This is a genomic window from Allobranchiibius huperziae, assembly GCF_013410455.1.
GTDB classification, from domain to species: Bacteria; Actinomycetota; Actinomycetes; order Actinomycetales; family Dermatophilaceae; genus Allobranchiibius; species Allobranchiibius huperziae.
In genome coordinates this window covers 2,701,149-2,728,031 of the sequence record NZ_JACCFW010000001.1, presented here as the reverse complement: position 1 = coordinate 2,728,031, position 26,883 = coordinate 2,701,149, and the positions used below count along the sequence as shown (strand labels likewise).

The 26,883-nt window shown below is 69.1% G+C and carries 23 protein-coding genes; 20 read left to right on the top strand and 3 right to left on the bottom strand.

Features of this window, described 5'->3' with window-relative positions; translation table 11 throughout:
• The first annotated feature begins 2 nt into the window (after positions 1-2).
• The 5 genes from HNR15_RS12755 to HNR15_RS12735 all read left to right on the top strand — a co-directional run bounded on the left by HNR15_RS12755 (position 3) and on the right by HNR15_RS12735 (position 5,474).
• Positions 3-869 (top strand): PIG-L family deacetylase, encoded by an 867-nt coding sequence (locus tag HNR15_RS12755; protein ID WP_179482350.1) that lies wholly within the window; start codon positions 3-5, stop codon positions 867-869.
• A complete protein-coding gene (locus HNR15_RS12750) occupies positions 866-1,387 on the top strand; it encodes a flavin reductase family protein (RefSeq protein WP_179482348.1) in 522 nt (173 codons plus the stop codon). Before HNR15_RS12755 ends, HNR15_RS12750 begins: the two co-directional genes overlap by 4 nt.
• Complete coding sequence (locus tag HNR15_RS12745) at positions 1,384-3,063, top strand: VanW family protein (RefSeq protein WP_179482346.1); 1,680 nt, start codon at positions 1,384-1,386, stop codon at positions 3,061-3,063. Before HNR15_RS12750 ends, HNR15_RS12745 begins: the two co-directional genes overlap by 4 nt.
• 91 nt (positions 3,064-3,154) lie before the next feature.
• A complete protein-coding gene (locus tag HNR15_RS12740) occupies positions 3,155-4,378 on the top strand; it encodes an MFS transporter (protein WP_343048535.1) in 1,224 nt (407 codons plus the stop codon).
• 283 nt (positions 4,379-4,661) lie between these two features.
• Complete coding sequence (locus HNR15_RS12735) at positions 4,662-5,474, top strand: hypothetical protein (RefSeq protein ID WP_179482344.1); 813 nt, start codon at positions 4,662-4,664, stop codon at positions 5,472-5,474.
• A 35-nt stretch (positions 5,475-5,509) separates the two neighbouring features.
• Here HNR15_RS12735 and HNR15_RS12730 read toward each other — a convergent pair whose 3' ends face one another.
• Positions 5,510-6,586: a GNAT family N-acetyltransferase gene (locus HNR15_RS12730; RefSeq protein WP_179482342.1), complete on the bottom strand. Its 1,077-nt coding sequence runs from the start codon at positions 6,584-6,586 to the stop codon at positions 5,510-5,512.
• A gap of 81 nt (positions 6,587-6,667) precedes the next feature.
• Here HNR15_RS12730 and fdxA point away from each other — a divergent pair, with 81 nt between their 5' ends.
• The 7 genes from fdxA to HNR15_RS12695 all read left to right on the top strand — a co-directional run bounded on the left by fdxA (position 6,668) and on the right by HNR15_RS12695 (position 13,635).
• Positions 6,668-6,994, top strand: coding sequence for a ferredoxin (gene fdxA / locus HNR15_RS12725; protein ID WP_179482340.1), 327 nt, complete (start codon positions 6,668-6,670; stop codon positions 6,992-6,994).
• A 6-nt stretch (positions 6,995-7,000) separates the two neighbouring features.
• Positions 7,001-8,110: a succinyldiaminopimelate transaminase gene (gene dapC / locus HNR15_RS12720; protein WP_343048534.1), complete on the top strand. Its 1,110-nt coding sequence runs from the start codon at positions 7,001-7,003 to the stop codon at positions 8,108-8,110.
• A gap of 152 nt (positions 8,111-8,262) precedes the next feature.
• Entirely contained in the window at positions 8,263-9,555 is a 1,293-nt protein-coding gene (locus HNR15_RS12715) for a citrate synthase (protein ID WP_179482337.1), read from the top strand.
• A 139-nt stretch (positions 9,556-9,694) separates the two neighbouring features.
• Entirely contained in the window at positions 9,695-10,924 is a 1,230-nt protein-coding gene (locus HNR15_RS12710; RefSeq protein ID WP_179482335.1) for a cell division protein PerM, read from the top strand.
• 59 nt (positions 10,925-10,983) lie between these two features.
• Positions 10,984-11,607, top strand: a complete 624-nt coding sequence (gene purN / locus HNR15_RS12705; protein ID WP_425484561.1) for a phosphoribosylglycinamide formyltransferase — start codon at positions 10,984-10,986, stop codon at positions 11,605-11,607.
• The gene (purH, locus tag HNR15_RS12700) at positions 11,604-13,214 is read left to right on the top strand and encodes a bifunctional phosphoribosylaminoimidazolecarboxamide formyltransferase/IMP cyclohydrolase (protein WP_179482331.1); all 1,611 of its coding nucleotides are present in this window, start codon (positions 11,604-11,606) and stop codon (positions 13,212-13,214) included. The genes purN and purH overlap by 4 nt, the downstream gene beginning before the upstream one ends.
• A 16-nt stretch (positions 13,215-13,230) precedes the next feature.
• Complete coding sequence (locus tag HNR15_RS12695; protein WP_179482329.1) at positions 13,231-13,635, top strand: secondary thiamine-phosphate synthase enzyme YjbQ; 405 nt, start codon at positions 13,231-13,233, stop codon at positions 13,633-13,635.
• A gap of 10 nt (positions 13,636-13,645) precedes the next feature.
• Here the strand turns inward: HNR15_RS12695 and HNR15_RS12690 are convergent, their stop codons facing one another.
• Positions 13,646-14,104: a GNAT family N-acetyltransferase gene (locus HNR15_RS12690; protein WP_218883709.1), complete on the bottom strand. Its 459-nt coding sequence runs from the start codon at positions 14,102-14,104 to the stop codon at positions 13,646-13,648.
• 70 nt (positions 14,105-14,174) lie between these two features.
• Between HNR15_RS12690 and HNR15_RS12685 the strand changes: the two genes are divergently transcribed.
• Positions 14,175-15,020 (top strand): bifunctional methylenetetrahydrofolate dehydrogenase/methenyltetrahydrofolate cyclohydrolase, encoded by an 846-nt coding sequence (locus HNR15_RS12685; protein ID WP_179482325.1) that lies wholly within the window; start codon positions 14,175-14,177, stop codon positions 15,018-15,020.
• Positions 15,017-15,274: a DUF3017 domain-containing protein gene (locus HNR15_RS12680; RefSeq protein WP_179482323.1), complete on the top strand. Its 258-nt coding sequence runs from the start codon at positions 15,017-15,019 to the stop codon at positions 15,272-15,274. The genes HNR15_RS12685 and HNR15_RS12680 overlap by 4 nt, the downstream gene beginning before the upstream one ends.
• A 62-nt stretch (positions 15,275-15,336) precedes the next feature.
• Here HNR15_RS12680 and HNR15_RS12675 read toward each other — a convergent pair whose 3' ends face one another.
• Positions 15,337-16,326 carry a malate dehydrogenase gene (locus HNR15_RS12675; RefSeq protein ID WP_179482321.1) on the bottom strand — a complete coding sequence of 330 codons (990 nt, stop codon included), beginning with the start codon at positions 16,324-16,326 and terminating at the stop codon, positions 15,337-15,339.
• Positions 16,327-16,514: 188 nt separating this feature from the next.
• Between HNR15_RS12675 and HNR15_RS12670 the strand changes: the two genes are divergently transcribed.
• The 6 genes from HNR15_RS12670 to HNR15_RS12645 all read left to right on the top strand — a co-directional run bounded on the left by HNR15_RS12670 (position 16,515) and on the right by HNR15_RS12645 (position 26,845).
• Entirely contained in the window at positions 16,515-16,907 is a 393-nt protein-coding gene (locus HNR15_RS12670; RefSeq protein WP_179482319.1) for a PPOX class F420-dependent oxidoreductase, read from the top strand.
• A gap of 113 nt (positions 16,908-17,020) precedes the next feature.
• Positions 17,021-18,241, top strand: a complete 1,221-nt coding sequence (locus tag HNR15_RS12665; RefSeq protein WP_179482317.1) for an NADP-dependent isocitrate dehydrogenase — start codon at positions 17,021-17,023, stop codon at positions 18,239-18,241.
• A gap of 4 nt (positions 18,242-18,245) precedes the next feature.
• The gene (locus HNR15_RS12660) at positions 18,246-19,169 is read left to right on the top strand and encodes an NAD-dependent epimerase/dehydratase family protein (RefSeq protein ID WP_218883706.1); all 924 of its coding nucleotides are present in this window, start codon (positions 18,246-18,248) and stop codon (positions 19,167-19,169) included.
• Positions 19,170-19,614: 445 nt separating this feature from the next.
• Positions 19,615-21,150: an exopolysaccharide biosynthesis polyprenyl glycosylphosphotransferase gene (locus HNR15_RS12655; protein WP_179482315.1), complete on the top strand. Its 1,536-nt coding sequence runs from the start codon at positions 19,615-19,617 to the stop codon at positions 21,148-21,150.
• The gene (locus tag HNR15_RS12650; protein WP_179482313.1) at positions 21,150-21,887 is read left to right on the top strand and encodes a hypothetical protein; all 738 of its coding nucleotides are present in this window, start codon (positions 21,150-21,152) and stop codon (positions 21,885-21,887) included. The genes HNR15_RS12655 and HNR15_RS12650 overlap by 1 nt, the downstream gene beginning before the upstream one ends.
• Positions 21,888-21,979: 92 nt before the next feature.
• Positions 21,980-26,845 (top strand): PKD domain-containing protein, encoded by a 4,866-nt coding sequence (locus HNR15_RS12645; RefSeq protein WP_179482311.1) that lies wholly within the window; start codon positions 21,980-21,982, stop codon positions 26,843-26,845.
• Positions 26,846-26,883: the final 38 nt, after the last annotated feature.

The following is a 26,883-nucleotide window of genomic DNA, read 5'->3' as shown; positions in this document are numbered from 1 at the left end:
CGATGGCACGCCTGCTCTTCGTGCACGCGCATCCCGACGACGAGACGCTCGCCAACGGGATCGCGATCGCGCATCACGTGCGCGAGGGGCACGAGGTGCACGTGCTGACCGCGACCCTGGGCGAGGAGGGCGAGGTCATCCCGGCCGACCTCGCCCACCTGGAGTTGCCGGCAGGGCAGCCCCGTCCGGACGACGTCGCGGACCCGCTGGCCGACGTACGCCGTGCGGAGCTCGCGTGTGCAATGAAGACGCTCGGCGTCACATCGTCACGGTTCCTGCCCGGTGACTGGCGGGACTCGGGGATGGCGGGATCTCCGGCGTCCCGGCACCCGCGGGCATTCGCTGCCGCGCCGGTCGAGGTCGTGGGCGCAGCCGTGGCGGGCGTCGTACGCGAGCTGGCGCCGGACGTGGTCGTGACCTACGACGAGCACGGCGGGTACGCCCACCCCGATCACATCCAGGTGCACCGGGCGGTCGTCTCCGGGGTCGGATCGTTGGCTGCCGGACAACGTCCGCGTCTGTTCGCCACCCTCACCCCGCGATCGTGGGCGCAGCAAGACCGCCAGATGTGCCTCGAGTCCTCCATCGAGGGCTGCACCACCCTCGGCCTGGATGATCCGTTCCCCCCGTCGGTGGTCCCGGATGGGCAGGTGACCCATGAGGTGGTCGATCAGTCGTGCATCGAGACGCAGGCCGAGGCGCTGCGGTGCCATCGCACCCAGGTCACGGTCCACGACGGTCACTACTACGCCCTCTCCAATGACATCGTCGCCGTCCTCTCCGGGCGTGAGGGGTTCGCCGAGATCGATGCTGCGACAGGGGAACTCATCGCCGCGCAGGCGACGCCGCGACAGGGGTTGCCGGTATGACCGCCGAGCAGCCGGGCACCGGAGCGGTGCAGGGCGTCGACCCCGACTACTACCGCCGGGTGATCGGGCGACTGGTCACGGGCGTCACCGTCCTCACGACGTACGCCGGCGGCCTCGATCACGCGATGACCGCCAGCGCGGTCATGTCGGTGTCCCTCGACCCGGTGCTCGTGGTGGCCAGCGTCGAGCAGGAGGCGCGCTTCCACGACGCGATCATCGAGGCGGGCGTGTGGGGGATCAGCATCCTGCCGGCCAGCGCGCGCAGCACCGCGGCGTGGCTGGCGACCCGCGGGCGTCCGTTACATGATCAGCTCGACCGGGTGCCGCATACTCGTGGCGGGGCGACGGGGGTCGCCCTGGTGGACGACGCCCTGGCTCAGCTGGAGTGCCGCACGGTCGACGCGCACGCCGCCGGGGATCACACCCTGGTCGTCGGAGCGGTGGTCGCCATGCGGGACGCCGAGCGGCCGCAGGATGCCCTCACCTACTACCGAGGACGGTTTGGAGCACATCCGTGAGCGAGGGTTCGGGGCGATCCCGTAAGGGCTGGGGACTGGTCGGCGGGATCGGAGTGCTCGTCGTCGCGCTCGCGGCGTACGCCGGGGTCGCGGTCGTCCACACCGACTGGGTGCCGAGCGGTACCACCGTGGACGGAGTCGTCGTCGGGGGGCAGAGCAAGGCCGCCGCCGAGCAGCGCCTGGCCGCTCACGTCGCGGCCGCCGAGCGCAAGCCGGTCACGTTCACCGCTGCCGGCCGCACTCTGCAGATCACCCCGGCGAGCGCGGGCCTGGCATACGACCCCACCGGAGCCCTGAACGGCCTGACCGGTTTCACGCTGTCCCCCAGCGCACTGTGGAAGCGCTACACCGGCGGTCCCACCCGCCAGCTCAAGACCACCGTCGACAAGGCGAAGCTGCAAGCGGCGATCGCCGCCGCGAGCGCCTCCATCAAGGGCGCGCCGGCGCCGGGGACGGTGAAACTCCTGGGCGGCAAGGTCAAGGTCACCCACGCCCAGCCCGGTCGCGGGGTCGACGCCGCCTCGCTCGCCACCAGCATCGCGGCGGGGTGGCCCGGTCGGACGTCGTACACCGCCACGCTGACCCGGCAGTCGCCGGTGCTGACCGACAAGACCGTCGACGCGTTCGCCGCCGGACCCGCCACCGCGGCGCTGTCCGGTCCGGTGACCCTCGTCAACGGCTCGCAGCAGGTGAGCATCACCCCGGCCCAGCTGTCCGAGGTGCTGAAGACGGTGCCGAGCGGCAACTCGCTGAAACTGGCGATCATCCCGTCCGCGATGGCGACCCTGATGAGCACGCTGGGCGCTCAGCTGGCGACGCCCGCGCGCAACGCCAAGGTCGAGATGAACGACATCGTGCCGACCAAGAAGGTCATCGCGGGCGAGAACGGCACCGCCGTCGATCCGGTCAAGACCGGTGCCGCGCTGATCGCGGCGCTGCAGGCCGGCCGACGTACCGTCACCGCCTCGGTCGTCCCGCAGAAGGGCGTCACGGTCGACCCGTCGCAGATCAGCACCACCGTGATCAGCGAGTTCCGGTCGCGCTACCCGCTCGGCGCGCAGAACGCCGCCCGCACGATCAACATCAAGAACGGTCTCTCCAAGCTCAACGGCACCTACGTCGCGCCCGGCGAGCAGTTCAGCCTGCTGGCCGCCCTCTCGCCGATCACGAAGGCCAACGGTTACGTCGACGCACCGGTGCTGCAGGACGGTCGCGACGTGCTCGGCACCGGCGGCGGGCTGTCGCAGGTGTCGACCACGATGTACAACGCGACCTTCTTCGCGGGGGTGCAGGAGGACACCCACCAGGCGCACTCCTACTGGATCTCGCGCTACCCGATGGGCCGCGAGGCCACGCTGTCGGTCCCGACCATCGACAACAAGTGGACCAACGACACCGGTCACGGCATCGTCATCGAGGCGCGTACCGAGTCCAACTACTCGGTGATGCGCCTCTACGGCACATCGGTCTTCTCCGTCACGAGCACCACCGGGCCGCAGTTCGACATCAAGAAGGCCGGAGTGCAGCACATCAAGACGCCCGGCTGCCTCCCGCAGCCGGCGGTGCCCGGATTCAAGGTCACCGTGACCCGGGTGGTCAAGCGAGGTGGCAAGGTCGTCAAGAACGAGTCGCTCACCACGACCTACCAGCCGGCGGACCTGGTCGTCTGCGGCTGAGGCGCCGCTCCTCACCGGCTCGGTGGAACACATCGGCAGCCGAACCGGTTGCGCAAGGCGATGACCCACCTCGACCGTCAGGAGCCAGGCCGTGCCCACCGCCGCCCCCGCTGAGACGACCGCCACCGGCGGATCGCAGCTGTCGCGGCCGCTCGTCCTGCTGATGGCTCTCGCCGCCGGCGTGTCGGTGGCCAACCTCTACTACAGCCAGCCGTTGCTCGACCTGATCGGACGCGATCTGCACATCGCGTCCGGTGCGGTGGGGATCCTCGTGACGGTCACCCAGCTCGGGTACGCCGCGGGCCTGCTCTTCGTGCTGCCCCTCGGCGACCTGCTGGAACGGCGGCGGCTCATCGTCGGCATGACGCTGGCGACCGCTGTGGCTCTGGTGCTGACCGCGTTCGCCCAGAACGAGGCCTGGCTGCTCGTGATGCTCCTGATCGTGGGGCTGCTCTCGGTCGTCGCCCAGGTGGTCGTGCCGCTCGCGGCCGCGCTCGCCTCCGACGACGACCGCGGCTCTGTCGTCGGGACCGTCATGAGCGGGCTGCTCATCGGCATCCTGCTGGCCCGCACCTTGGCGGGGCTGCTCGCCGAGGTCGGCGGCTGGCGCTCGGTCTACCTCGTCGCCGCAGCACTCGTGCTGCTGCTCGCGGCCGGGCTCTGGCGAGGGCTGCCGGACAGCCCGCCGACGGTGCGGACGTCGTACGGCGGACTGCTCGGGTCGGTCGCGCGGCTGGTGCGCACCGAGCCGATACTGCGGCGTCGGATGCTCTACGGCGCACTGAATTTCGCCCAGTTCAGCGTGCTCTGGACCGCGATCACCGGGCTCCTGTCGGGGTCGCCGTATCACTACTCCGAGGGCGTCATCGGCCTCTTCGGGCTGGCCGGTGTCGCCGGTGCGCTGGCCGCGCCCCTCATCGGACGGCTCGCCGACGGCGGTCACCAGCTCTACGCCTCGGTCGGCGCCGCGCTGCTCTTCCTGGTGTCGTGGGCGCTGCTCGCCGGGGGGCGGGCGTCGCTCATCGCGCTGCTGATCGGTGTGGTGCTGCTGGATCTCGCCTGCCAGTCGCTGCAGGTGACCAACCAGAGCCGCATCTACTCCCTCGCCGGAGACGCGCGAGCGCGGGTCAACGCGGCGTACATGACGGCCTACTTCGTCGGCGGTGCCGCCGGCTCGTGGGTCGCCACGAGGGTCGCCTCCACCTACCACTGGTCGGGCGTCTGCCTGCTCGGCGCGGGGCTCGGGGTGGTGCTGCTCGCGGCGGTCGTGGTGGGGGAGTCCTCCCTGCGCCGCCTCACCCCCCGCACCACCTGACGCCCCGCCGCGCTTCCTTCCGCGACCCTGACGGTCTTTGCGTTCGGTGACGGCGTTCGAACACCGTCAATGAACGCCAACGCCGTCAGCCTGGACGCCCTGTGGACAACTTCGGACGTCGGGTACGCAGAAGTGCCACCGTCGGGGGATGCCCAAGGCGGACCCACGATCGCTGATCGTCCATGCTGTCGAGCTCACCCGCGCCCGCGAGGACCCCTTGGACGGTTCGACACTGCGCCGCATCCGTCGGGGAAGCTACGTGGAGTCGGACGAGTGGGACGGCATGTACGGCGGCCAGCGGCACCTGACCCTGGTGCATGCCACGGCGGCGAAGATGTACAAGCGGCCGCACCCCCTGTTCTCCTTCCATGCCGCCGCGGCCTTGTGGGGGCTGCCGATCGTGGGCGCGTGGCCTCAACACGTCGATGTCACCGTGTCATCGGACGCCGCCGGTTCCAGCGCGCTCGTGCGGCGGCATCGCGTGCACGAGGTGCCGCCCGCCGACTACGTCTCGGGGTTGCCGGTGACGTCGGTCGCGCGCACTGTCGTCGACCTCGCGCGCAGCACGCTGTTCTGTTCGGCCCTGGTGACCGCGGACGCGGCGCTGCGCGAAGGGAAGTGCGTCCGGGCCCAGCTGACCGCCGAAATCGCTGCCCTCCCATCCCGCGCGATAGGACGCCGGCAGGCGCAGCGAGTCGTGAGCCTCGCAGACCACCGCAGCGGCTCCGAAGGCGAGTCGCTCAGCAGAGCGCGGATGTTCGAGATGGGGTTCCCGCAACCCGAACTGCAAGTGCGCCTCCTCGACGGCGAACGCCGCGCGGCCTACGGCGACTTCGGATGGGGTGATCTGATCGGCGAGTTCGACGGACGAGTGAAGTACCGCGCCGACGGTTTCTCAGGGGGCGCTGCCGAAGAGGTCGTCTGGCGGGAGAAGCTCCGCGAAGACGCGATCCGACGCACTCATCGGGTGGTCCGCTGGATCTGGGACGACGCGTTCGAGCCAGCTCGATTGCGCCAGATCCTGGTGCAGGCGGGCCTCGAACCGGTGCCGGGCCGGCCCTGGGTCTCCCACCCTGACGGTCTTCCCGTTCGTTGACGGCGTTCGAACGCCGTCAACGGTCGCGAACGCCGTCAGCGTGGGGCGCGTGCGGCTCGTGCAGCTCGTGGGGCGGTGGGGGCGCGGAGGTAGTAGTACTCGTGGTGGATCGCGAAGCCGAGCGATTCGTAGAGCTGCACCGCTGGTGTGTTGTCCTGCGAGACCTGCAGGTACATCGAGCGGATGCCGCGCGCCCGTGCCTCGCGCGCAGCCAGCGTCATCACCTGGCGGGCCAGACCGCGGCGCCGGTACGCCGGCGGCACGTGCACCGAGAGCACCCCGGCCCACGCGTGCGCGAAGGCCGTGCGCCCGACCGCGACCACCTCGCCGGCCGTGACCTCGGGACGGCCGGCATCCGCACCGCCCGAGACCTCGGGACGGATGGCATCCGCGCGGAGCGTGAGGTACGCGGCGTCCGGTATCTGGTCGAAGATCGCCGTCGCCGTGGCGCGGTGCTCCTGTTCGCGCGGTGCCGCGCCGGACCACCAGGCGTCGTCCGGCCGGTCCGCGACCGTCGCCGTAGAGGACCCGCCACCGACGGCCAGCGCGTCCACCGAACCCGTCATCACCAGCGTGCGCTGGAAGGCCGTCCACCCGGCATCGATCGCCGCGCCACCGACCGCGTCGTCGGCGACGGAGAAGCCCGACGGGCCGTAGACCTGCAGCAGCGGCACTCCGCCGCGGTCGGCATACCAAGAGGCGACGAAGGCGAGAGCATCGGACAACGGCACGCCCGGATCACCCAGCGGCAGAACGGAATTGGCGCGACCGGTGTACCCCGACGCCTCCCGCAGCAACCACCGGCCGAGCCACTCCGAGCGCAGCGGCGGCATCCCCGCCACCATCAGCTCCTGCAGATCCGCCATCGACGGCGCCAGGTGCGGCGCGCCCCGGCGTACTGCGGCAGGGGGCACCTCCTTGGCCGCGACCACGTCGACGCGCGCGACCGTGACGCGCCCGCGCCGGGTCTGTACGACGAGCGTCGTGTCGTCCGCGGACACCAGCGGACCCAGCGCATCGGTCAGCCCGCCGTCGAGCCGGTGCCGCAACACCACCCGCATCCCCACCGTCAGGGTGCGGGTGAGGTCAGGCTGGTTGGGAGGCTCAGGCATCGGGCCGTCATACTAAGTCGAGCCGAAGGACGCGCCCGATGGCGTCCGCGCCCCACCACATGCAGGAAGGGTCTGCCCGCAATGACCTACGTGATCGCTCAGCCGTGTGTCGACCTGAAGGACAAGGCGTGCATCGAAGAGTGTCCCGTCGACTGCATCTACGAGGGTGAACGCTCGCTCTACATCCACCCGGACGAGTGCGTCGACTGCGGTGCGTGCGAGCCGGTCTGCCCCGTCGAGGCCATCTACTACGAGGACGACGTCCCCGAGCAGTGGGCCGACTACTACAAGGCCAACGTCGAGTTCTTCGACGACCTCGGCAGCCCCGGCGGCGCCGCCAAGATGGGCATGATCAACAAGGACCACCCGGTCATCGCCGATCTGCCGATCCAAGAGCACGACGAGTAAGAACCCGTGAGCATCGCCTCGCTGCCCGATTTCCCCTGGGACTCGCTCGCGCAGGCCAAGGCCACCGCGTCCGCCCACCCCGGCGGCGTGGTGGACCTGTCGGTCGGTACGCCGGTCGACCCCACCCCGGAGCCAGTGCAGCAGGCGTTGCGCGACGCGGCGGACGCGCCCGGCTACCCGCAGGTGTGGGGCACCCCCGACCTGCGGGAGGCCGTGGCGGCGTGGTTCGCCGCCCGGCGGCACGCCACCGGCGTCGATCCGGACGGGGTGCTGCCGACCATCGGCAGCAAGGAGTTCGTCGCCTGGCTCCCGACCCTGCTGGGCTTGGGCGCGGGTGACGTGGTCGGCATCCCGCGGATCGCCTACCCGACGTACGACGTGGGCGCGCGCCTCGCCGGCGCCACCCCGGTCGCCTCGGACAGCACCCTGACGTTCGGCCCAATGCCTCCGAAACTGCTGTGGCTCAACACTCCCGGCAACCCCGACGGTCGCGTGCTGCCCATCGAGCACCTGGCGAAGGTGGTCGCCTGGGCGCGTGAGCACGACGTGGTGGTGGCCAGCGACGAGTGCTACGCCGAGCTCGACTGGCGCGACGATGCCGAGGGTCCGACGACCCCGAGCATCCTCGACGACCGCGTATGTGGCGGAGATCACTCCGGCCTGCTGGCGGTGTATTCGCTGTCCAAACAGAGCAATCTGGCGGGCTACCGAGCCGCGTTCGCGGCCGGCGACCCCCGCCTCGTCGACCGCCTGGTGCAGGTGCGCAAGCACGCCGGGATGATCGTGCCGTGGCCGATCCAGCGGGCCCTGATCGCGGGTCTGACTGCCCACGACGCGGTCGCCGCGCAGAAGCGGGTGTACGTCGCGCGGCGTACCTCCCTGCGCGCCGCGCTGGAGGGGGCGGGATGGCGAATCGACAGCTCTGAAGCGGGTCTTTACCTCTGGGCGACGCAGGACCGGCCCTGCCGCGACAGCATCCAGGGCCTCGCCGAACGCGGGATCCTCGCGGCGCCCGGCGACTTCTACGGCGCAGCGGGGGAGCAGCACGTACGGATCGCACTCACCGCCACGGACGAGCGGATCGCCGCCGCCGTACAGCGTCTCAGCGTGGGTTGACAGGGCCACAAACAACGCGCTTTTTGCGGCTGGGGGTCGGTCCGGGGGTGTTCTCGACCTGAGGTACCGTCCAAGATGCCTCAATTTCGGGTGCGTTCGACGCGCCCAGACGCGCGCAGCACGCGCCCAGGAACAACAAGGACGGATGGCACATGACGGATCAGGGCACGGCCACTTTCTCGGCCGGCGACACCAAGCTGGACTTCAAGCTCGTCCCGGCCAAAGAAGGCAGCTCCGGATACGACATCGCCGCTCTGTTGAAGGAGACCGGCAACGTCACGCTCGACGTCGGCTTCGTCAACACCGCGTCCTGCCAGTCCGAGATCACCTACATCGACGGTGACGCGGGCATTCTGCGCTACCGCGGCTACCCCATCGACGAGCTCGCGGAGAAGTCGACCTTCATCGAGGTCTCCTACCTGCTCATCTACGGCGAGCTGCCGACCGCTGAGCAGCTGGACGCGTTCCGCTCCCGCATCTCCCGGCACACGATGCTGCACGAGGACCTCAAGGACCTCCTCGCGGCGTTCCCGCGCGACGCGCACCCGATGTCGGTGCTGTCGGCCGCGGTCTCCGCGCTCGGCACCTTCTACCAGGACAGCCTCTCCATCAAGGACCCCGACCAGATCGAGCTGTCGACGATCCGCCTGATGGCCAAGCTGCCGACGATCGCGGCGTACGCGCACAAGAAGAGCCAGGGTCAGCCGCTGCTCTACCCGGACAACAGCCTCAACCTGGTCGAGAACTTCCTGCGCATGACGTTCGGCTTCCCCGCCGAGCCGTACGACGTGGACCCCACCATCGCCAAGGCGCTGGACATGCTCTTCATCCTGCATGCCGACCACGAGCAGAACTGCTCCACCTCCACGGTGCGACTGGTCGGTTCGGCGCAGGCGCACCTGTTCGCCTCCATCTCGGCCGGCATCCACGCGCTGTCCGGTCCGCTGCACGGCGGCGCGAACTCGGCCGTCCTGGAGATGCTGGGCGAGATCCACGAGAGCGGCGACGACGTCGAGACCTTCATGAACAAGGTCAAGAACAAGGAAGACGGCGTGAAGCTCATGGGCTTCGGGCACCGCGTGTACAAGAACTACGACCCGCGCGCCGCGATCGCCAAGAAGTTCGCGCACGAGGTCATGGAGAAGATGGGCGTCGACGACCCGCTGCTCGACATCGCCATCCGTCTCGAGGAGATCGCCCTCAAGGACGACTACTTCGTGTCGCGCAAGCTCTACCCGAACGTCGACTTCTACACCGGCCTGATCTACAAGGCCATGGGCTTCCCGACCGAGATGTTCACGGTGCTCTTCGCCATCGGTCGCCTGCCGGGCTGGATCGCCCAGTGGCGCGAGATGATCGAGGACCCGGCCACCAAGATCGGCCGCCCGCGCCAGATCTACGTCGGCGAGACCGAGCGTCACTTCACCGAGATGGACGCCCGCTAGCCACAGCGGTTTTCAGATAGGACGAGCGACGCAGGGTGACCTGCGTCGCTCGTTCCATGTCCGGGCTCCTCCGCGTCCCTGGGAACCGTCGGCGCGCCGCACCCATCCGACGCCCGCGAGCGGCGAGCATAGGGCCACCATGAGTGTGCTCCAACGCGACCGCAACGTGACCGTCCTGCGCCCGGCAGGCCGTTTCAACCGCCGCCTCGGCGGTCTGGCCCTGGTGTACGGCGCGGTCGGCGCCGTCGTGCTCGCGCTCGTGCTCCTCGTCCCCTCGCTCGTCGCCTGGACCGCCGACTCGCGCAGCAGCGTGAGCTGGCTGGACGCGATGTCCGTCGCCGGCGACGGGTGGGTGCTGGCCCATCACGGGTCGCTGCGCGCACCGGCCGGCAGCGTCACGCACGTAGTCACATTCGCCCCCCTGATCTTCACCGCGCTCGCGCTCTGGTGCGCCCGCGCCGGTGCCAAGGCCCTTCTGCGCGAGGTCGAGCACGAGGGGCGCGACGCCGGTCGCTGGTGGCACCCCGTGGCCCTCTTCATCGGCGGATACCTGATCGCCGGTCTGCTACTGGCCCTGCTCGGTGCGACCGGCACGGCGACACCCCGTTTCCTCACGGTCGTCCCCGGCGCCATCGTGGTGGCGGCGGCCGGCTTCGGCTGGGCCCTGCGCGCCGAGCCCGACGCCCCGGCGTACGCCGTGTGCGCGGACTGGTGGGAGCGGGTGCCGGACGGCGTACGCCGTGGTGTGCGCCCCGCGTGCGAGGCCGCACTCGCGCTCTTCGCGGTCGCCACCCTGGTGCTCGTGCTCCTCGTCGCGACCCACACGTCGCGGATCGGCCAGGTCAACGGGCTGCTCGGCCCGGGCGCGGTCGGCACCGTGATCCTGGCGCTGGCGCAGCTGGCCAGCGTGCCGAACATGATCGTGCTCATCACCGGGTGGACCAGCGGCGCGAGCGTCCACCTCGGCACCGCCACGGTCTCATCCGGTGCCGTGCACACCGGTCTGCTGCCCAGCATCCCGGTGCTCGGTGCGATCCCCGACCCCGGCGCGTTCCCGGTGTACCTGCGGGTGGTGCCGCTCGTCGTCGTCCTGGCCGGTGGTTACGCGGGGGCCCGCGCCGCCGGGGCGCTCAGCACCCTGTCGGGGCTGCGCACCAAGCTGACGGCCGCGGCGAGCGCCGCCGGCCTGCTGACGGTGGGGATGTCGCTGCTCGCCTGGATCGCCGGGGCGCACGTCAGCGGTGCGCCGCTGGCCCGCGCTCAGGTGGGCCTGGTCGTCCTGCCCCTCTTCGCGCTCGAGTTCGTGGTCGGAGCGCTCGTCGCTGCCGCCGCCCTGCACTACATCAGGGTGCGCCGCTCGCACGTCTGAGGCGATCGCCCGCGCTGGTGCGCGGTCGGGAGGCCCCCACGCCACCCGGTAGCCTGCTCATCGTGTCCGTAGCCGCTGCACCGGTGTCCATCGTGGTGCTCGTCTCCGGGTCTGGCACCCTCCTGCAGGCCCTGATCGACGCGACCGCCGACCCCGCGTACGGCGTGCGGATCGCGGCCGTCGGCGCCGACCGCCCCGACATCGAGGGCCTCGCCCGTGCCGAACGCGCCGGGATCGCGACCTTCGTCTGCCGGGTGCGCGACTTCCCCGACCGGCAGGCCTGGGACGCCGAACTGGCCGACATGGTCGCGGCGTACGACCCGGCCCTGGTGGTGTCCGCGGGCTTCCTGAAGCTGGTGGGCGAGCGGTTCCTGGCGCGGTACGGCGGTCGCTACCTCAACAGCCACAACGCGCTGCTGCCCAGCTTCCCCGGCATCCACGGCCCCGCCGATGCGCTGGAGTACGGCGTGAAGGTATCGGGCGCCACCCTCTTCGTGGTCGACGAGGGCGTCGACACCGGCGCGATCGTGGCCCAGGCCACCGTGCCGGTGCACGGCGACGACACGGTCGACGCGCTCACCGAGCGCATCAAGTCCGTCGAGCGCCCCCAGCTCGTGGACTACGTGGGCCGGATGGCCCGCGAAGGTTTCACCGTCAACGGACGAAAGGTCCAGATCCCGTGACACAGCACGCGAACGAACGCCGACGCCCCATCCGCCGGGCGTTGGTGTCGGTCTACGACAAGACCGGTCTCGAGGCGCTGGTGCGCGGCCTGCACGATGCGGGCGTCGCGCTCGTCTCGACCGGCGGTTCCGCGCGCCTGATCGCCGACCTCGGCGTGCCGGTGACGGCGGTCGAGGACCTGACCGGCTTCCCCGAGTGCCTGGACGGGCGGGTCAAGACATTGCACCCGAAGGTTCACGCAGGGCTGCTGGCCGACATCGAGAACCCCTCGCATGTGGCGCAACTGGCCGATCTGGAGATCGAGCCGTTCGACCTGCTGATCTCCAATCTCTACCCGTTCACCGACACGGTCGGCTCCGGCGCGAGCGAGGCCGAGTGTGTCGAGCAGATCGACATCGGCGGCCCGTCCATGGTGCGCGGTGCGGCCAAGAACCACCGCTCGGTCGCCGTGGTGACGGACCCCACGACGTACGACGAGGTGCTGGCGGCCGTCCGCGCGGGCGGGTTCACGCTGGGCGAGCGTCAGAGGCTCGCGGCGGAGGCGTTCGTGCACACCGCGACATATGACGTGGCCGTGGCGTCGTGGATGGGCAATGTGCTCACCGACACCAGCGACGGTGAGGGCTTCCCGGCGTGGGTCGGCGCGACGTACGACAAGGCGCGCGCGCTGCGGTACGGCGAGAACCCGCACCAGGCGGCGGCGCTCTACTACGACGGTTTCCTGCCCTCGCCGGGTCTGGCACAGGGGGAACTGCTGCACGGCAAGGAGATGTCCTTCAACAACTACGTCGACGCCGACGCGGCTCACCGGGCGGCGTACGACCATGGCGGGGCGCCGACGGTGGCGATCATCAAGCACGCCAACCCGTGCGGGATCGCGGTGGGCAGCGACATCGCCGATGCGCACCGGCGAGCACACGACTGCGACCCGACGTCGGCGTTCGGCGGGGTCATCGCCACCAACCGCGACGTCACGGCCGAGATGGCGGACACGGTGAAGGACATCTTCACCGAGGTCGTCGTCGCGCCCGGTTTCGATCCCGAGGCGCTGGAGATCCTGAAGGGCAAGAAGAACATCCGGCTGCTGCTGGCCGACCCGCGTGAGCAGGTGGGCGAGATCCGGCACATCTCCGGCGGCATGCTCATGCAGCACTCCGACAACGTCGACGCGATCGTGCACGACGACGCCGGCAAGGTCGTCGGAGGCGACCAGTTCGCCTCGTGGCGGCTGGTGTCCGGCGATCCGGTCGAGGAGGACATCGCGCGCGACCTGCAGTTCGCGTGGCGCGCGATCAGGGCGGTCAAGTCCAACGCGATCATGTTGGCGCGCAACGGCGCATCCGTCGGCATCGGCATGGGCCAGGTCAACCGGGTCGACTCCTGCTACCTCGCGGTGAACCGTGCGGGCGCCGAGCGGGCGCGCGGCGCGGTCGCCGCATCCGACGCGTTCTTCCCGTTCCCGGACGGGCTGCAGGTGCTCATCGACGCCGGCGTCATCGCGGTCGTGGCACCGGGCGGGTCGATGCGCGACCAGTCGGTCATCGACGCGGCGCAGGCGGCGGGCATCGCGATGTACTTCACGGGCACCCGCCACTTCGCGCACTGAGCGGGAGGATGGGGTCATGCAGACCGAGACGATCGAGATCCGCACCGGCGATGGCGAGGTCGTCCTGGACATCACCCGGCAGTGCGAGGGAGTCCTGCGCGGGGTGGACTCGGGACTGCTGCACGTCTTCGTCCCGCACGCCACGGCCGGCGTCGCGATCCTGGAGACCGGCGCGGGCAGCGACGAGGACCTGCTGCACGCGCTGCGGGACCTGTTGCCCGCCGACAACCGGTGGATCCATCAGCACGGCAGCAAGGGCCACGGGCGCTCGCATGTGATGCCGGCGCTGATCCCGCCGTACGCGACGGTGCCGATCGTCGACGGTCAGTTGGCGCTCGGCACCTGGCAGAGCATCTGCCTGGTCGACCTCAACGTCGACAACCCCGTCCGCCAGGTGCGTCTGTCGGTGCTGCCCGGCTGAAGCCGGCCGCTCAGGTGAGGCGCTTGGCGTAACAGCGGGAGAGCGGCTCGTCCTTGTAGTAGCCGAAGCCGGGGATCGCGTCGTAGCCGAGGCGTTCGTAGAGCGCCATCGCCTCCGGCTGCGCCGTCCCGGTCTCGAGGATCAGCCGGGTGAACCCCAGGGCCCGCGACCGTTCCTCCAGTACGCCGAGCAGGCGCGCCGCGTGCCCCTCGCGACGCCGCGACGCACGCACGTACATCCGCTTCAGCTCCACGTCGCCGGCGCTCGCCGCACGCAGCCCGGCGCAGCCGATCAGGCCGCGTTCGTCGGCGGCGACCACGAACGTGCCGACGGGCGGCGCGAACTGGTCGGGCGCCACCGGCGTCGCATCGACGCCGCCGTACCGCGCGGTCATGTCGTCGTCGAGCTCGCGGATGAGGGTCTGCGCGTCGGGATCGGTGTAGGCCACGGTGCGGACGGTCCAGCTCACGATCGGTGACGTTACCGGGCGCCCGTGACCAGACCCCGCTCGCCTAGGCGCCCGTGCGAGGATGTCCGCCGTGACGGCGATCGTGATGGACGGCAAGGCCACCCTGGCGACGATCATGGACGAGTTGCGGGTGCGCGTCGAGGCCCTGAAGGCGCGCGGCGTCACTCCGGGGCTCGGTACCGTCCTCGTCGGCGATGACCCGGGCAGCCACTGGTACGTCGGCGCCAAGCACCGCGACTGCGCCAAGATCGGCATCAACTCCATCCGTCGCGACCTGCCCGCCGGCGCCACGCAGGCCGAGGTCGAAGCCGTCATCGACGAGCTCAACGCCGACCCCGACTGCACCGGGTTTCTGGTCCAACAGCCCACGGGTCTGGACGAATTCGCGCTGTTGTCGCGAGTCGACCCCGACAAGGACATCGACGGGCTGCACCCGTTCAACCTGGGCAAGCTCGTCCTCGGGGAGAGCGGCCCCCTGCCGTGCACGCCGATCGGCGTCATCGAGCTGCTGCGCCGCTACGAGGTGCCGCTCGCCGGCGCGCACGTGGTGGTCATCGGGCGCGGGCTGACCGTGGGCCGGCCGCTAGGGCTGCTGCTGACCCGCCGTACCGAGAACTCCACGGCCACGCTGTGCCACACCGGCACGCGTGACCTGGCCTCGATCGTGCGCACCGCGGACGTCGTCGTGGCCGCCGCGGGGGTGCCCGACCTGGTCACCGCCGACATGGTCAAGCCGGGCGCGGCCGTCCTGGACGTCGGTGTCTCGCGGGTCGACGGCAAGATCGCCGGCGACGTCGCGGCCGATGTCGCCGAGGTCGCCGGTCACGTGTCGCCGAACCCCGGGGGTGTCGGGCCGATGACGCGCGCGATGCTGCTGGTCAACGTCGTCGAGGCGGCCGAGCGCCGGCTTCGATGAAGCCCGCGCGCCTCGGTCCCGCCTGGTGGACCATCGCGCTGGCCAGCGTCGTGGCGTTGCTCATCGCCTACTTCGGGTCGTTGCGTGCCGGCGGGTACGCGCTCGCGGTCGTGCTCCTGCTCGCCGCGTTCCTGCGTCTCCTGCCCGCGTCGGTCACCGACGGCCTCGCCGTGCGCTCGCGGATGGTCGATGTCCTGACGCTGTGCAGTTTCGCGCTGGCGGTCGTCGTGATCTTCGCCGTCGTCAAGATCTGAGACGCATATACGAAAGGCCCGGCGCGATCGCTCGCGCCGGGCCTTCGTCGTGGAGCGGTGGGTCAGATCAGGCCGAGACCCTTGACCGCGTCGCGCTCCTCGCCGAGCTCCTTGACGGTGGCGTCGATCCTGCCGCGGGAGAAGTCGTCGATCTCCAGGCCCTGGACGATCGACCACGTGCCGTTGGCGACGGTGACAGGGAAGGAGGAGATGAGGCCCTCGGGCACGCCGTACGAACCGTCGGAGCAGACCGACATCGACACCCAGTCGTCGGCGGGGGTGCCGGCGGCCCAGTCGTGCACGTGGTCGATGGTCGCCGACGCGGCGGACGCGGCCGAGGACGAGCCGCGCGCGTCGATGATCGCTGCGCCGCGCTTGGCGACGGTCGGGATGTAGGTCGACTCCAGCCACTGCTGGTCGTTCACCACCTCGGCGGCGACGCGGCCACCGACGAGCGTGTGGAAGAGGTCGGGGTACTGGGTGGCGGAGTGGTTGCCCCAGATCGTCATCTTCTTGATGTCGGTCACGGATGCGCCGGTCTTGGCGGCCAGCTGCGAGATGGCGCGGTTGTGGTCCAGACGGGTCAGCGCGGAGAAGCGCTCCTTGGGGATGTCGGGGGCGTTCGACATGGCGATGAGCGCGTTGGTGTTGGCCGGGTTGCCGGTCACGGTGACCCGGATGTCATCTGCCGCAACGGAGTTCAGTGCCTTGCCCTGCGGGGCGAAGATGCCGCCGTTCGCCTCGAGCAGGTCGCCGCGCTCCATGCCGGGTCCGCGCGGACGGGCGCCCACCAGCAGCGCGTGGTTCACGCCGTCGAAGATCGTGTTGGGGTCGTCGCCGATTTGCACGCCGGCGAGCGTCGGGAACGCACAGTCGTCCAGCTCCATGACCACGCCCTCCAGCGCCTTCAGCGCCGGGGTGATCTCCAGCAGCCGCAGCTCGACCGGGGTGTCGGCCCCGAAGAGCGCGCCGCTCGCGATGCGGAAAAGCAGGCTGTAGCCGATCTGGCCGGCGGCGCCGGTGACGGCGACCTTGACGGGCGTGGTGCTCACGGGTGGGAACCCCTTCGTGTGGACGGCGGGCACGCGCAGAAGGGCGCGCCCAGTGAATGACTTCGACGGTAGCAGCGCGGGTTTGCGGGCCGAAACGGCCTGCGGGCGATGGCCGAGAGGGGATGCCGGACGACGGACGCGCCCGTCCCTAGGCTGACCCCAGGACGACACCCCGCCGAGGAGCCGACATGGACCTGCCCGCTGAACTGCTCGCTCTGCTGCGTGCGCCCAGCCCGTGTTTCGTCACCACGCTCATGCCGGACGGCGGCCCGCAGATCACCCAGACGTGGGTCGACACCGACGGCGAACACGTCCTGGTCAACACGGTCGTCGGTTTCCAGAAGGTCCGCAACGTGCAGCGCGATCCCCGGGTGGCAGTGGCCGTCTCCGACCCTCAGCAGCCGTGGCGATACTTCGAGGTGCGCGGACGGGTCGTGTCCATGAGCACCGATGGCGCGGTCGAGCACATCGAGGCGCTGTCGCAGCGCTACACCGGTCGGCCCTATCCCTGGTACGGCGGTCGCGACCAGCAACGGATCGTCCTCACCATCGTCGCCGACGCGGTCCATACCGTGGGCTAACCCCACCGATTCCGGCCAACGGGCCGCCCCGCGATACTCTCGCAGGGCGGCCCAGTTCCCATCCGCGACGGGCCGCCCGACGACACACCGTCCCTCGAGGAGCTACCGCCCGCATGGAGAAGATCAAGGTCAAGAACCCCATCGTCGAACTCGACGGTGATGAGATGACGCGCATCATCTGGCAGTTCATCAAGGACCGATTGATCCATCCCTATCTGGACGTGGACCTGAAGTACTACGACCTGGGCATCGAGAACCGGGACGCGACCAACGACCAGGTGACCGTCGACTCCGCGAACGCCGTCAAGCAGTACGGCGTCGGCGTGAAGTGCGCGACGATCACCCCGGACGAGGCGCGCGTCGAGGAGTTCGGTCTCAAGGAGATGTGGCGCAGCCCCAACGGGACGATCCGCAACATCCTCGGCGGCGTGATCTTCCGCGAGCCGATCATCATCAGCAACATCCCGCGGCTGGTGCCGGGCTGGACCAAGCCGATCATCATCGGCCGTCACGCGCACGGCGACCAGTACAAGGCGCAGAACTTCAAGGTGCCCGGCGCCGGCACCGTGACCATCACCTTCACGCCCGAGGGTGGCGGCAAGGAGACGACGTACGAGGTCGCCAAGTACGGCGACGACGGCGGCGTCGCAATGGGGATGTTCAACTACAACAAGTCGATCGAGGACTTCGCGCGCGCCTCGCTCACCTACGGCCTGGACCGCAAGGTGCCGGTCTACCTGTCGACCAAGAACACGATCCTCAAGGCCTACGACGGTCAGTTCAAGGACATCTTCCAGCGCATCTTCGACAACGAGTTCAAGGCGAAGTTCGACGCGCTGGGCATCACCTACGAGCACCGGCTGATCGACGACATGGTCGCGGCGTCCCTGAAGTGGGAGGGCGGCTACCTGTGGGCCTGCAAGAACTACGACGGTGACGTCCAGTCCGACACGGTGGCGCAGGGATTCGGCTCCCTCGGCCTGATGACCTCGGTGCTGATGACCCCCGACGGCAAGACCGTCGAGGCGGAGGCCGCGCACGGCACGGTCACCCGGCACTACCGGCAGCACCAGCAGGGCAAGCCGACGTCGACCAACCCGATCGCGTCGATCTTCGCCTGGACCCGCGGCATCTCCTACCGCGGCAAGATGGACGAGACCCCGCAGGTCACCGCCTTCGCCGACACCCTCGAGCGCGTCTGCATCGAGACCGTCGAAGAGGGCAAGATGACCAAGGACCTGGCCCTGCTGATCGGCAAGGACCAGCCCTACCTGACGACGCAGGAGTTCCTCGGCGCGATCGACGAGAACCTGCAGAAGGCCATGGCCGGCTGAGCCGTTGGCAACGATCCTGGTCACCGGGGGAGCGGGCTTCATCGGCTCCAACTTCACCCGGGCGGCGCTCGCGGCGGGGCACACCGTGCGGGTGCTCGACGACCTTTCGACGGGGTTGCGCGACAACCTGGGTGACGTCCAGGCCGAGGTGGTCATCGGGTCGTTGACCGACCCCGAGGTGCTGGCCGGTGCGGTCGCGGGCGTCGAGCACATCGTGCACCTCGGGGCGATCGGAAGCGTGCCCTCCAGCGTGCAAGATCCGGTGCGCTGCAACGAGGTCAACGTCACCGGCACCGTCGGCCTGATCGAGGCGGCACGCGCCGCCGGTGTCCGGCACGTGGTGTTCTTCTCCTCCTCCGCGGTGTACGGCGCGAACCCGGCCACCCCGATCGGCGAGCGCGACTGGGTGCGGCCGATGTCGCCCTACGGCGCGAGCAAGCTGAGCGGGGAGCAGTACCTGCTGGCCGCGCAGCAGTCCTACGGCCTGCAGACGCTGGTCTTCCGCCCGTTCAACGTCTACGGGCCGGGCCAGCGGGCCGATCACGCGTACGCCGCCGTGATCCCGGCCTTCCTCGACGCGACCCTGGCCGGGCGCCCCCTGCGCATCGAGGGCGACGGGGAGCAGACCCGCGACTTCCTCTTCGTCGCGACGGTGTGCCGGGTGCTGCTGGCCGCGGTCGAACGCGGCGTCTGGCACCCCGAGCCGGTCAACCTCGCCTACAGCACGCAGACCTCGATCAACGACCTGGTGTCGGCCATCGGGCGTGCCGCCGGCGCACATCCGCAGGTGGAGCACGTGCCCGGTCGGATCGGCGACGTGAAGCACTCGCGAGCTGCCAACGACACTCTGCTGCAACTCTTCCCCGACATCGAGCCCGAGTCCCTCGACGAGGGCCTTGCGGCCACCGTCACGTGGTGGACCAACTGAAACTTTCCTAGGTCGGCCAACGTCGGCCGTGTGGGGGTTGTCGGCGATGCGGTCACTTCAGACGTTCGCCTGCGTCGGCCCAGGAGGGTTGTCGGCGCTGCGGTCACCACACCTCTCGAATGGGCCCGCACTGCGCCGACGCGCATCGTAGGAGGAGGCCGAGTGGCTCTGCGGCTCCTCCATCTTCCCCTCGCTCCCTAAATCGCGAGCCGCACCCTGTGTGGCCCGAAGTGGGCGCATACCACACCGAGCGGCGCCGGGGACCTCCATACGCGATATTTTGCAAGCGGCCGCGGATCATAGCAGAGCTGCGCTCCCATCGGGCCGTAGGTGGAATGCTCTTTCGAACTTGACCAGCCGTAAGGGCTTGGCATCACCCATGTTCGGACCACCTGATGGGAGGGTCGTGACCGATTTCGCAGATTCGGGCGTCGTGCACCCTTCCGTGAGCGACCTCGAAGCGGTCTCCCCGATCCCGATGCCCGCGCCGGCGCCCGTCACAGTGGACGGGCCGGCGGTCGCCGGGGCGTGGGGCGCAGGCACCGCGCTCGCCGTTCCCATCGAGCGTGCGCGCGCCCAGGACTGGTCGAGGCCGTATCTCGCGGCGACGCTCGTGGTCGATGTGCTCTGCGCGATCGTGTGCGGCGTCGCCGCCGTGGCGGTCTCCGGGGCGGTCCCACTGCGCGATCCCATCCCGCTGCCGTACGTGGTGCTCCTCGTTCTCAGCCCGTTCGCCTGGGTGGGCACGGTCACGGTGTGCCACGGCTACGAGCGTCGCTATCTCGGGATCGGAGCCGAGGAGTACCGGGCGCTGATCTCCGCTGCGATCCGCCTGCTGGCGTTGTCGGCGTTCGTGTCCTACGCGATCTACGTCGACCGTCCCTACCTGTCGCGCTTCTTCGTCCTCGTCTACTTCCCGACACTCCTGGGCACGTCGCTCGTGGCGCGGTTCGCGCTGCGCAGGCAGCTCTACCGGGCCAGGTGGCAGGGACTCGCGTGTCAGCGTGCCGTGGTGGCAGGGCAGGACCATGCCGTGCGCAACCTGGTCGCCGACCTGCACCGCGAGACCCAGCACGGCATCCGTCCCGTCGCGATCTGCACCGGGGACACCGTCGACACGGTCGGCGGCGTCCATCGGGAGGGGTCGGTGCACGAGACGGTCCAGGTCGCGCGCAAGTACGCCGCGAACGTCGTCGTGGTGGCCAGCCCCTCCGACCTCGACGGGATCGAACTGCGACGCCTGTCCTGGGAGCTGGACGACCTCGGTATCGAGCTGGTCGTGTCTCCCGGGGTGGTCGAGGTGACCGGACCGCGCATGTCGATCCGGCCGGCGGCGAATCTGTCGTTACTGCACATCGAGCGACCGGCACTGCACGGTCTCAACGCGGCGAGCAAGGCGCTCTTCGACCGGGTGGTCGGGGGGCTGCTGGTCGTTCTCCTGTCACCCCTGCTCCTGCTCGTCGCCGTGTTCATCAAGGTCCGCGACGGCGGCCAGGTGTTCTACCGGCAGACGCGGGTGGGGATCGATGGAAAGGACTTCACCATGTTGAAGTTCCGCTCGATGGTGCCCGACGCCGAGCACCAACTGGCGATGGTGCGCATCGATGGCGACGACGGCAACGGGGTGCTCTTCAAGCGTCGGCACGACCCTCGGGTCACCCCGATCGGCAAGGTGCTGCGGCGGTTCTCACTCGATGAGCTGCCACAGCTGGTCAACGTCATGCACGGCGACATGTCGATCGTGGGCCCGCGGCCACCCCTGCGGTCCGAGGTCGACGGCTATGGCGCGGACGCGGTCCGACGACTTCGGGTCAAGCCGGGGCTGACGGGACTCTGGCAGGTGAGCGGGCGCAGCGACCTGTCCTGGGACGAGTCGCTTCGACTCGACCTCCGGTACGTCGACAACTGGTCGATGTTCCTCGACGTGCAGATCCTCTGGCGCACGGTGCGTGCCGTGATACGTGGAACGGGAGCCTACTGATGGCATCAGAAACGCTGAGTCACTCCGGACGAGGACGTCGAGGATCCTTGATCGCCGTCGCCTGTGTGGCACTCGGTGTCGCCGTGACGGGATGCGCGAGCTCCGCGCACGACGGCGCGGCCGACCGGCCGGGGTCGACCGCGTCCGGTGTGCCGAACGCCGTCGCGGGGCTGACGTCGACCCCGACAGCCGGCCCGCAGGATGACACGTCGCAGGCCTCGACCCAGCAGAAGCTGCCCAAGGGCGCGAGCACCGCGATCCCGAGCGACCCGCTCGCATCATCGGCGGTCGTACCGGTCGAGCGCAGCGGCCGGAAGGTGCGGCCGAGTATCTCCGCGATCGGTGGAGCCAGGCCCTTCACCCAGCCCGTCGAGTACGCGGACGGGCTGCGGCTCAGGATCACCCGGATGACCCAGAGCAAGGTCACCGGTCAGGGGCCGGGCGTGTTCCCCGGCCGGCCGGTCACCGATTTCTACGTGACGTTGACCAACGGCACCAAGAAGCCGTTGTCGTTCGACGCCGTGGTCGTGACCGTCAGTTACGGCTCACCGGCCCGCCTCGCCCACCTCGTCTACGACCAGAACTCGGTCGATTTCGCCAGCACCGTTCAACCGGGCAAGTCCGGGAACGCCGTGTACGGGTTCTCGGTGCCGGCAGCGGATCTGAGCCAGGTCACCATGACCGTCGATCTCGACGGGCTCCACCAGCTTGCGACGTTCAGAGGAAAAGTGACGTGACTGAGCAGACCCCCCGTCCGGCCGTCACACCCACCCACTCGGCCCACCCGGTGACGACCCCTCACCCCGCATCACAGTGTTCAGGAGCGACGATGACCGCACTACGAACCACCCTGTCGCAGCGGTTGACTCGCCTGATCGCGATGGCGACCGCGATGGTGCTGCTCACCTTCGGGATGGTGATCGTCTCGAGCGCGACCTCGGCGCGAGCCGACACGGATCCGCCGGCGGGCACCCCCGCGACCGTGAGCGACGACGCCCTGCCGACCTGGCAGATCAACGGCGTCGTGTGGAGTCAGGTCACCATCGGCAACACCGTGTACGTCGCGGGCGAGTTCTCCCAGGCGCGTCCGCCGGGCGTCGCGGTGGGGGGACCCGGATCGGTCAATGTGGGCAACCTGATCGCGTACGACATCACCACCGGAAACCTCATCACGTCGTTCAACCACACCCTCAACGCGCAGGCACTGGTCATCACCAAGTCCCCCGACAACTCACGCATCTACGTGGGCGGCGACTTCACGACGGTCGACGGCCAACCCCGGGGTCACATCGCTGCGTTCGACGTCGCGAGCGGTGCGCTCGTCCCCAGCTTCAGCCCCAATCTGAGCGGTGAGGTCAAGGCCATTACCGTCTCATCCAGCGCGGTGTACGCCGGTGGCGCGTTCGATTATGACGACGGCGTCTACCGCCATCACCTGGCCGCCATGAGCATCACGAACGGCGCCCGACTGCCTTGGGCGCCGGTGACGGACAACTACGTTCCGTGGACGATGATCATGACCCCGGATCAGTCCAAGGTCGTCATCGGCGGCCAGTTCGTGACGCTGAACGGTCAGGAGGTCGACGGCTTGGCGGCTGTCGATCCGGTCACCGGAAGCTTGGTTCCATGGGCTGCGTCGACGAAGATCCCTGACGCGGTGCACGGCGCGATCATGGGTCTCAGCACGGACGGCACGTCCATCTACGGTTCGGGCTACGCGTTCGGGTCCGGCGCATCCTTCGAGGGCGAATTCTCACTGAACCCTGCAGACGGATCGATCAACTGGCTGAACGACTGCCAGGGCGACACCTACAACACCTTTCCCATGAACGGGGCGCTCTACACCGTCAGTCACGTGCACAACTGCGAGATGATCGGTGGGCTGACCCAGCTCAGCGACTGGAGCATCAACCAGAAGCACGCTTTGGCGTTCTCGACGACGTCGTCGGGCAACTACGACCGGGGACCCGATCAGTACGGGTGGAACTACAGCGCCTACCAGTACGCCAAGATCCTCACGTGGTACCCGAACTTCCTCTTCGGTTCCTACACGGCGCAGAAGCAGTCCGGCTGGTCGATCACCGGTAACGGCAACTATCTGTCCATCGGCGGTGAGTTCCCCTCCGTCAACGGCAAGGCCCAGTACGGGCTCGTGCGATTCGCGGTGCGGAGCAAGGCCCCCAACAAGATGGGGCCGACAGCCTGTTACGCCGCGCCGACTCCTTCTGCGCTCGCGATGGCCGGCGGATCCGCACGGGTCTCCTGGCAGGCGGCGACCGACCCGGACAACGCGAATCTGACCTACAACGTGTACCGGTCGGGCACGGCGGCGCCGATCTACACGACGATCCAGAGCAACCAGTACTGGAACTGCCCGCAGATGGGATATCGCGATACCGGTCTCGTCGGCGGGAAGGCGTACACCTACAAGATCACCGCCTCGGATTCGCTCGGTAACACCTACACCTTGCCGACGACCAATTCGGTCACGGCCAGTAGTGGTTCTCCCAGCCCGTACGCACAGGACGTCGCGAAGGACGGGGCGAGCGACTTCTGGACGCTGGGGGAGCCGAGCGGCAGCACGATCTACGACAGTGCGGGGTTCAACGACGCGACCGCTCAGTCGGATGTCACTCGCGGGGCGGCAGGTCCCATCAGCGGTGACTCCACGACGGCCTCGACCTTCGGCGGGAGCTCCAACGGGTTCGCAGCGACGAACTCCACGGTCGCGACGACTCCGGCGCTGAGTGTGGAGGCGTGGATCAAGACCACCACGACCAGCGGCGGCAAGATCGTCGGCTACGGCGACTCGAACACCGGGACCAGCGGCAGCTATGACCGGCACGTCTACATGGACAACGCCGGACACATCATCTGGGGTGTCTACCCCGGGTCCGTCCAGACGATCCAGAGCAAGAACACCTACAACGACGGAGCCTGGCACTACATCGTCGCCTCCATGGACCCGACCGCGGGCATCGCCCTCTACGTCGACGGCAAGAAGGTGGCCGCCAACGCCGGCGTCACCTCCGCGCAGAGCTACACCGGCTACTGGAAGATCGGTGGCGACAACCTCAGCGGGTGGACCAACCAGCCGAGCAGCAACTACTTCGCGGGCACCATCGGCGACGTGGCGATCTACCCTGCCGCGCTCAGCCTGGCGCAGGTCCAGACGCACTACACCGACGGTGGCGGCAGTCTGCCGACCCCGACGACCCCGACCGATGCCTACGGCAAGGCCGTCTACAACTCCAACCCCGATCTCTACTGGCGGCTGGACGACACGGCGGGATCGACCGCGGCCGACGCGAGCGCCAATGGGGAGACTGGTGTCTACTCGGGCGGCGTCACGCTGGGTCAGCCGGGCGCGCTCGGCTCCCAGGGCACCGCTGTGACCTTCAACGGCACGGATGGCACCATCGGCTCCAGCGACCCGGTCAGTAACCCGACGGTCTACTCCGAGGAGCTGTGGTTCAACACCACCACCACGTCCGGTGGCAAGCTCATCGGGTTCGGTGACCAGCAGAGCGGGAACAGCGGCAACTACGACCGTCACGTCTACATGACGCCGGACGGCCGGCTGAACTTCGGCGTCTATCCCGGCTCGGCCACCATCATCACCTCGCCCAACTCCTACAACGACGGCAAGTGGCACCACATGGTCGCCACCCAGGGCCCGGACGGCATGAACCTCTACGTCGACGGGCAGTACGTTGCCAGCGGTTCTCAGACGCAAGCGCAGAGCTACACGGGGTACTGGCGTGTGGGCGGCGACAGCTCGTGGGCCGGCAGCAACTACTTCGCCGGCACCATCGACGAAGTGGCCGTGTACTCCAGCGAGCTCAGTGCGAGCACCGTCCAGGCGCATTACCTCGCAGGCGGTGGAACCCTCCCGAACCAGCCTCCGGTGGCGGCGTTCACGTCGTCGGTGAACAACCTGAACGCGTCGTTCGACGGGTCTGGTTCGAGTGATCCGGATGGGACGGTGGCCTCGTACTCGTGGAACTTCGGTGACAACAGCACCGCGGGTACGGGCGTGAACCCGACGCACGCGTACCTCTCCGCAGGTACGTACACCGTGACGCTGACGGTGACGGACAACCAGGGTGCGACCAACTCCGTGTCGCACACCGTCACGGTGACCGCGCCGCCGGTGAATCAGCCTCCGGTGGCGGCGTTCACGTCGTCGGTGAACAACCTGAACGCGTCGTTCGACGGGTCTGGTTCGAGTGATCCGGATGGGACGGTGGCCTCGTACTCGTGGAACTTCGGTGACAACAGCACCGCGGGTACGGGCGTGAACCCGACGCACGCGTACCTCTCCGCAGGTACGTACACCGTGACGCTGACGGTGACGGACAACCAGGGTGCGACCAACTCGGTGACGCACAGCATCACGGTGACGGCACCGCCGGTGAATCAGCCTCCGGTGGCGGCGTTCACCTCGTCGGTGAACAACCTGACGGGGTCCTTCGACGGGTCGGGGTCTACCGATCCGGATGGCACGGTGGCGTCGTACTCGTGGAACTTCGGTGACAACAGCACCGCCGGTACGGGCGTGAATCCGACGCACGCGTACACGTCCGCCGGGACGTACAACGTGACGTTGACGGTGACCGACAACCAGGGCGCGACCAACTCGGTGACGCACAGCATCACGGTGACGGCACCGCCGGTGAATCAGCCTCCGGTGGCGGCGTTCACCTCGTCGGTGAACAACCTGACGGGGTCCTTCGACGGGTCGGGGTCTACCGATCCGGATGGCACGGTGGCGTCGTACTCGTGGAACTTCGGTGACAACAGCACCGCCGGTACGGGCGTGAATCCGACGCACGCGTACACGTCCGCGGGCACCTACACCGTGACGCTAACGGTGACCGACAACCAGGGCGCGACCAACTCCGTGTCCCATGCCGTGACCGTCGCCCAGGCGCCACCCACCACCCTCGCGGCGGACGACTTCGGTCGCACGGTAGCCAGCGGGTGGGGTTCTCTGGACAGCGGCGGGGCGTGGAGCTCCAGCGGCTCGGGGCTGTCGGTCGGCGGCGGGGTCGGGCGGATGAAGATCACCCAGGCCGGGACCGGTCCGAGCGCGTACGCCAATGCGGTCTCGACGACTCAGTCGGATGTACGCGTGCAGTTCTCCTCCGACACCATGCAGAGCACGGGAAGCCTGTACGTATACGTTCTCGGCCGTCGTGTGGCCGGTGTGGGCGACTACCGGGCGAAGGTGTGGATCAGGAACGACGGCCAGGTGTTCCTCGCGATCAGTCGGATGTCCGGCACCACCGAGGTCGCGACGGTGCCGCTTCAGGCGATCTCCGGTCTAACGGCTTCACCTGGCAAGACCTTCGATGTGCGCTTCGACGCAACGGGCACCACCCCCACAACACTGCGGGCGAAGGTCTGGGCCGACGGCACTCCGGAACCGAGCACGTGGCAGGTGCAGGCGACGGATTCCACGGCAGGGTTGCAGACAGCCGGCAGTCCGGGGCTTGCCGCCTACCTTTCCGGTAACGCGACCACCGTCCCGGTCACCGTCTCGTTCGACGGTCTGCGGGTCTACGACGCGACCACGATCAACCAGCAGGCCATGAAGGCGATGGCCAAGGGCGTGAAGCTGCAGTGGATGCAGACCGTGACGAAGGAGAATGCGAAGAAGCTCCACGCGATCTCGAAGTGGAACGATTCATGAACCGACGTGGGATGCACCACCGAGACGGGATCGCAGGC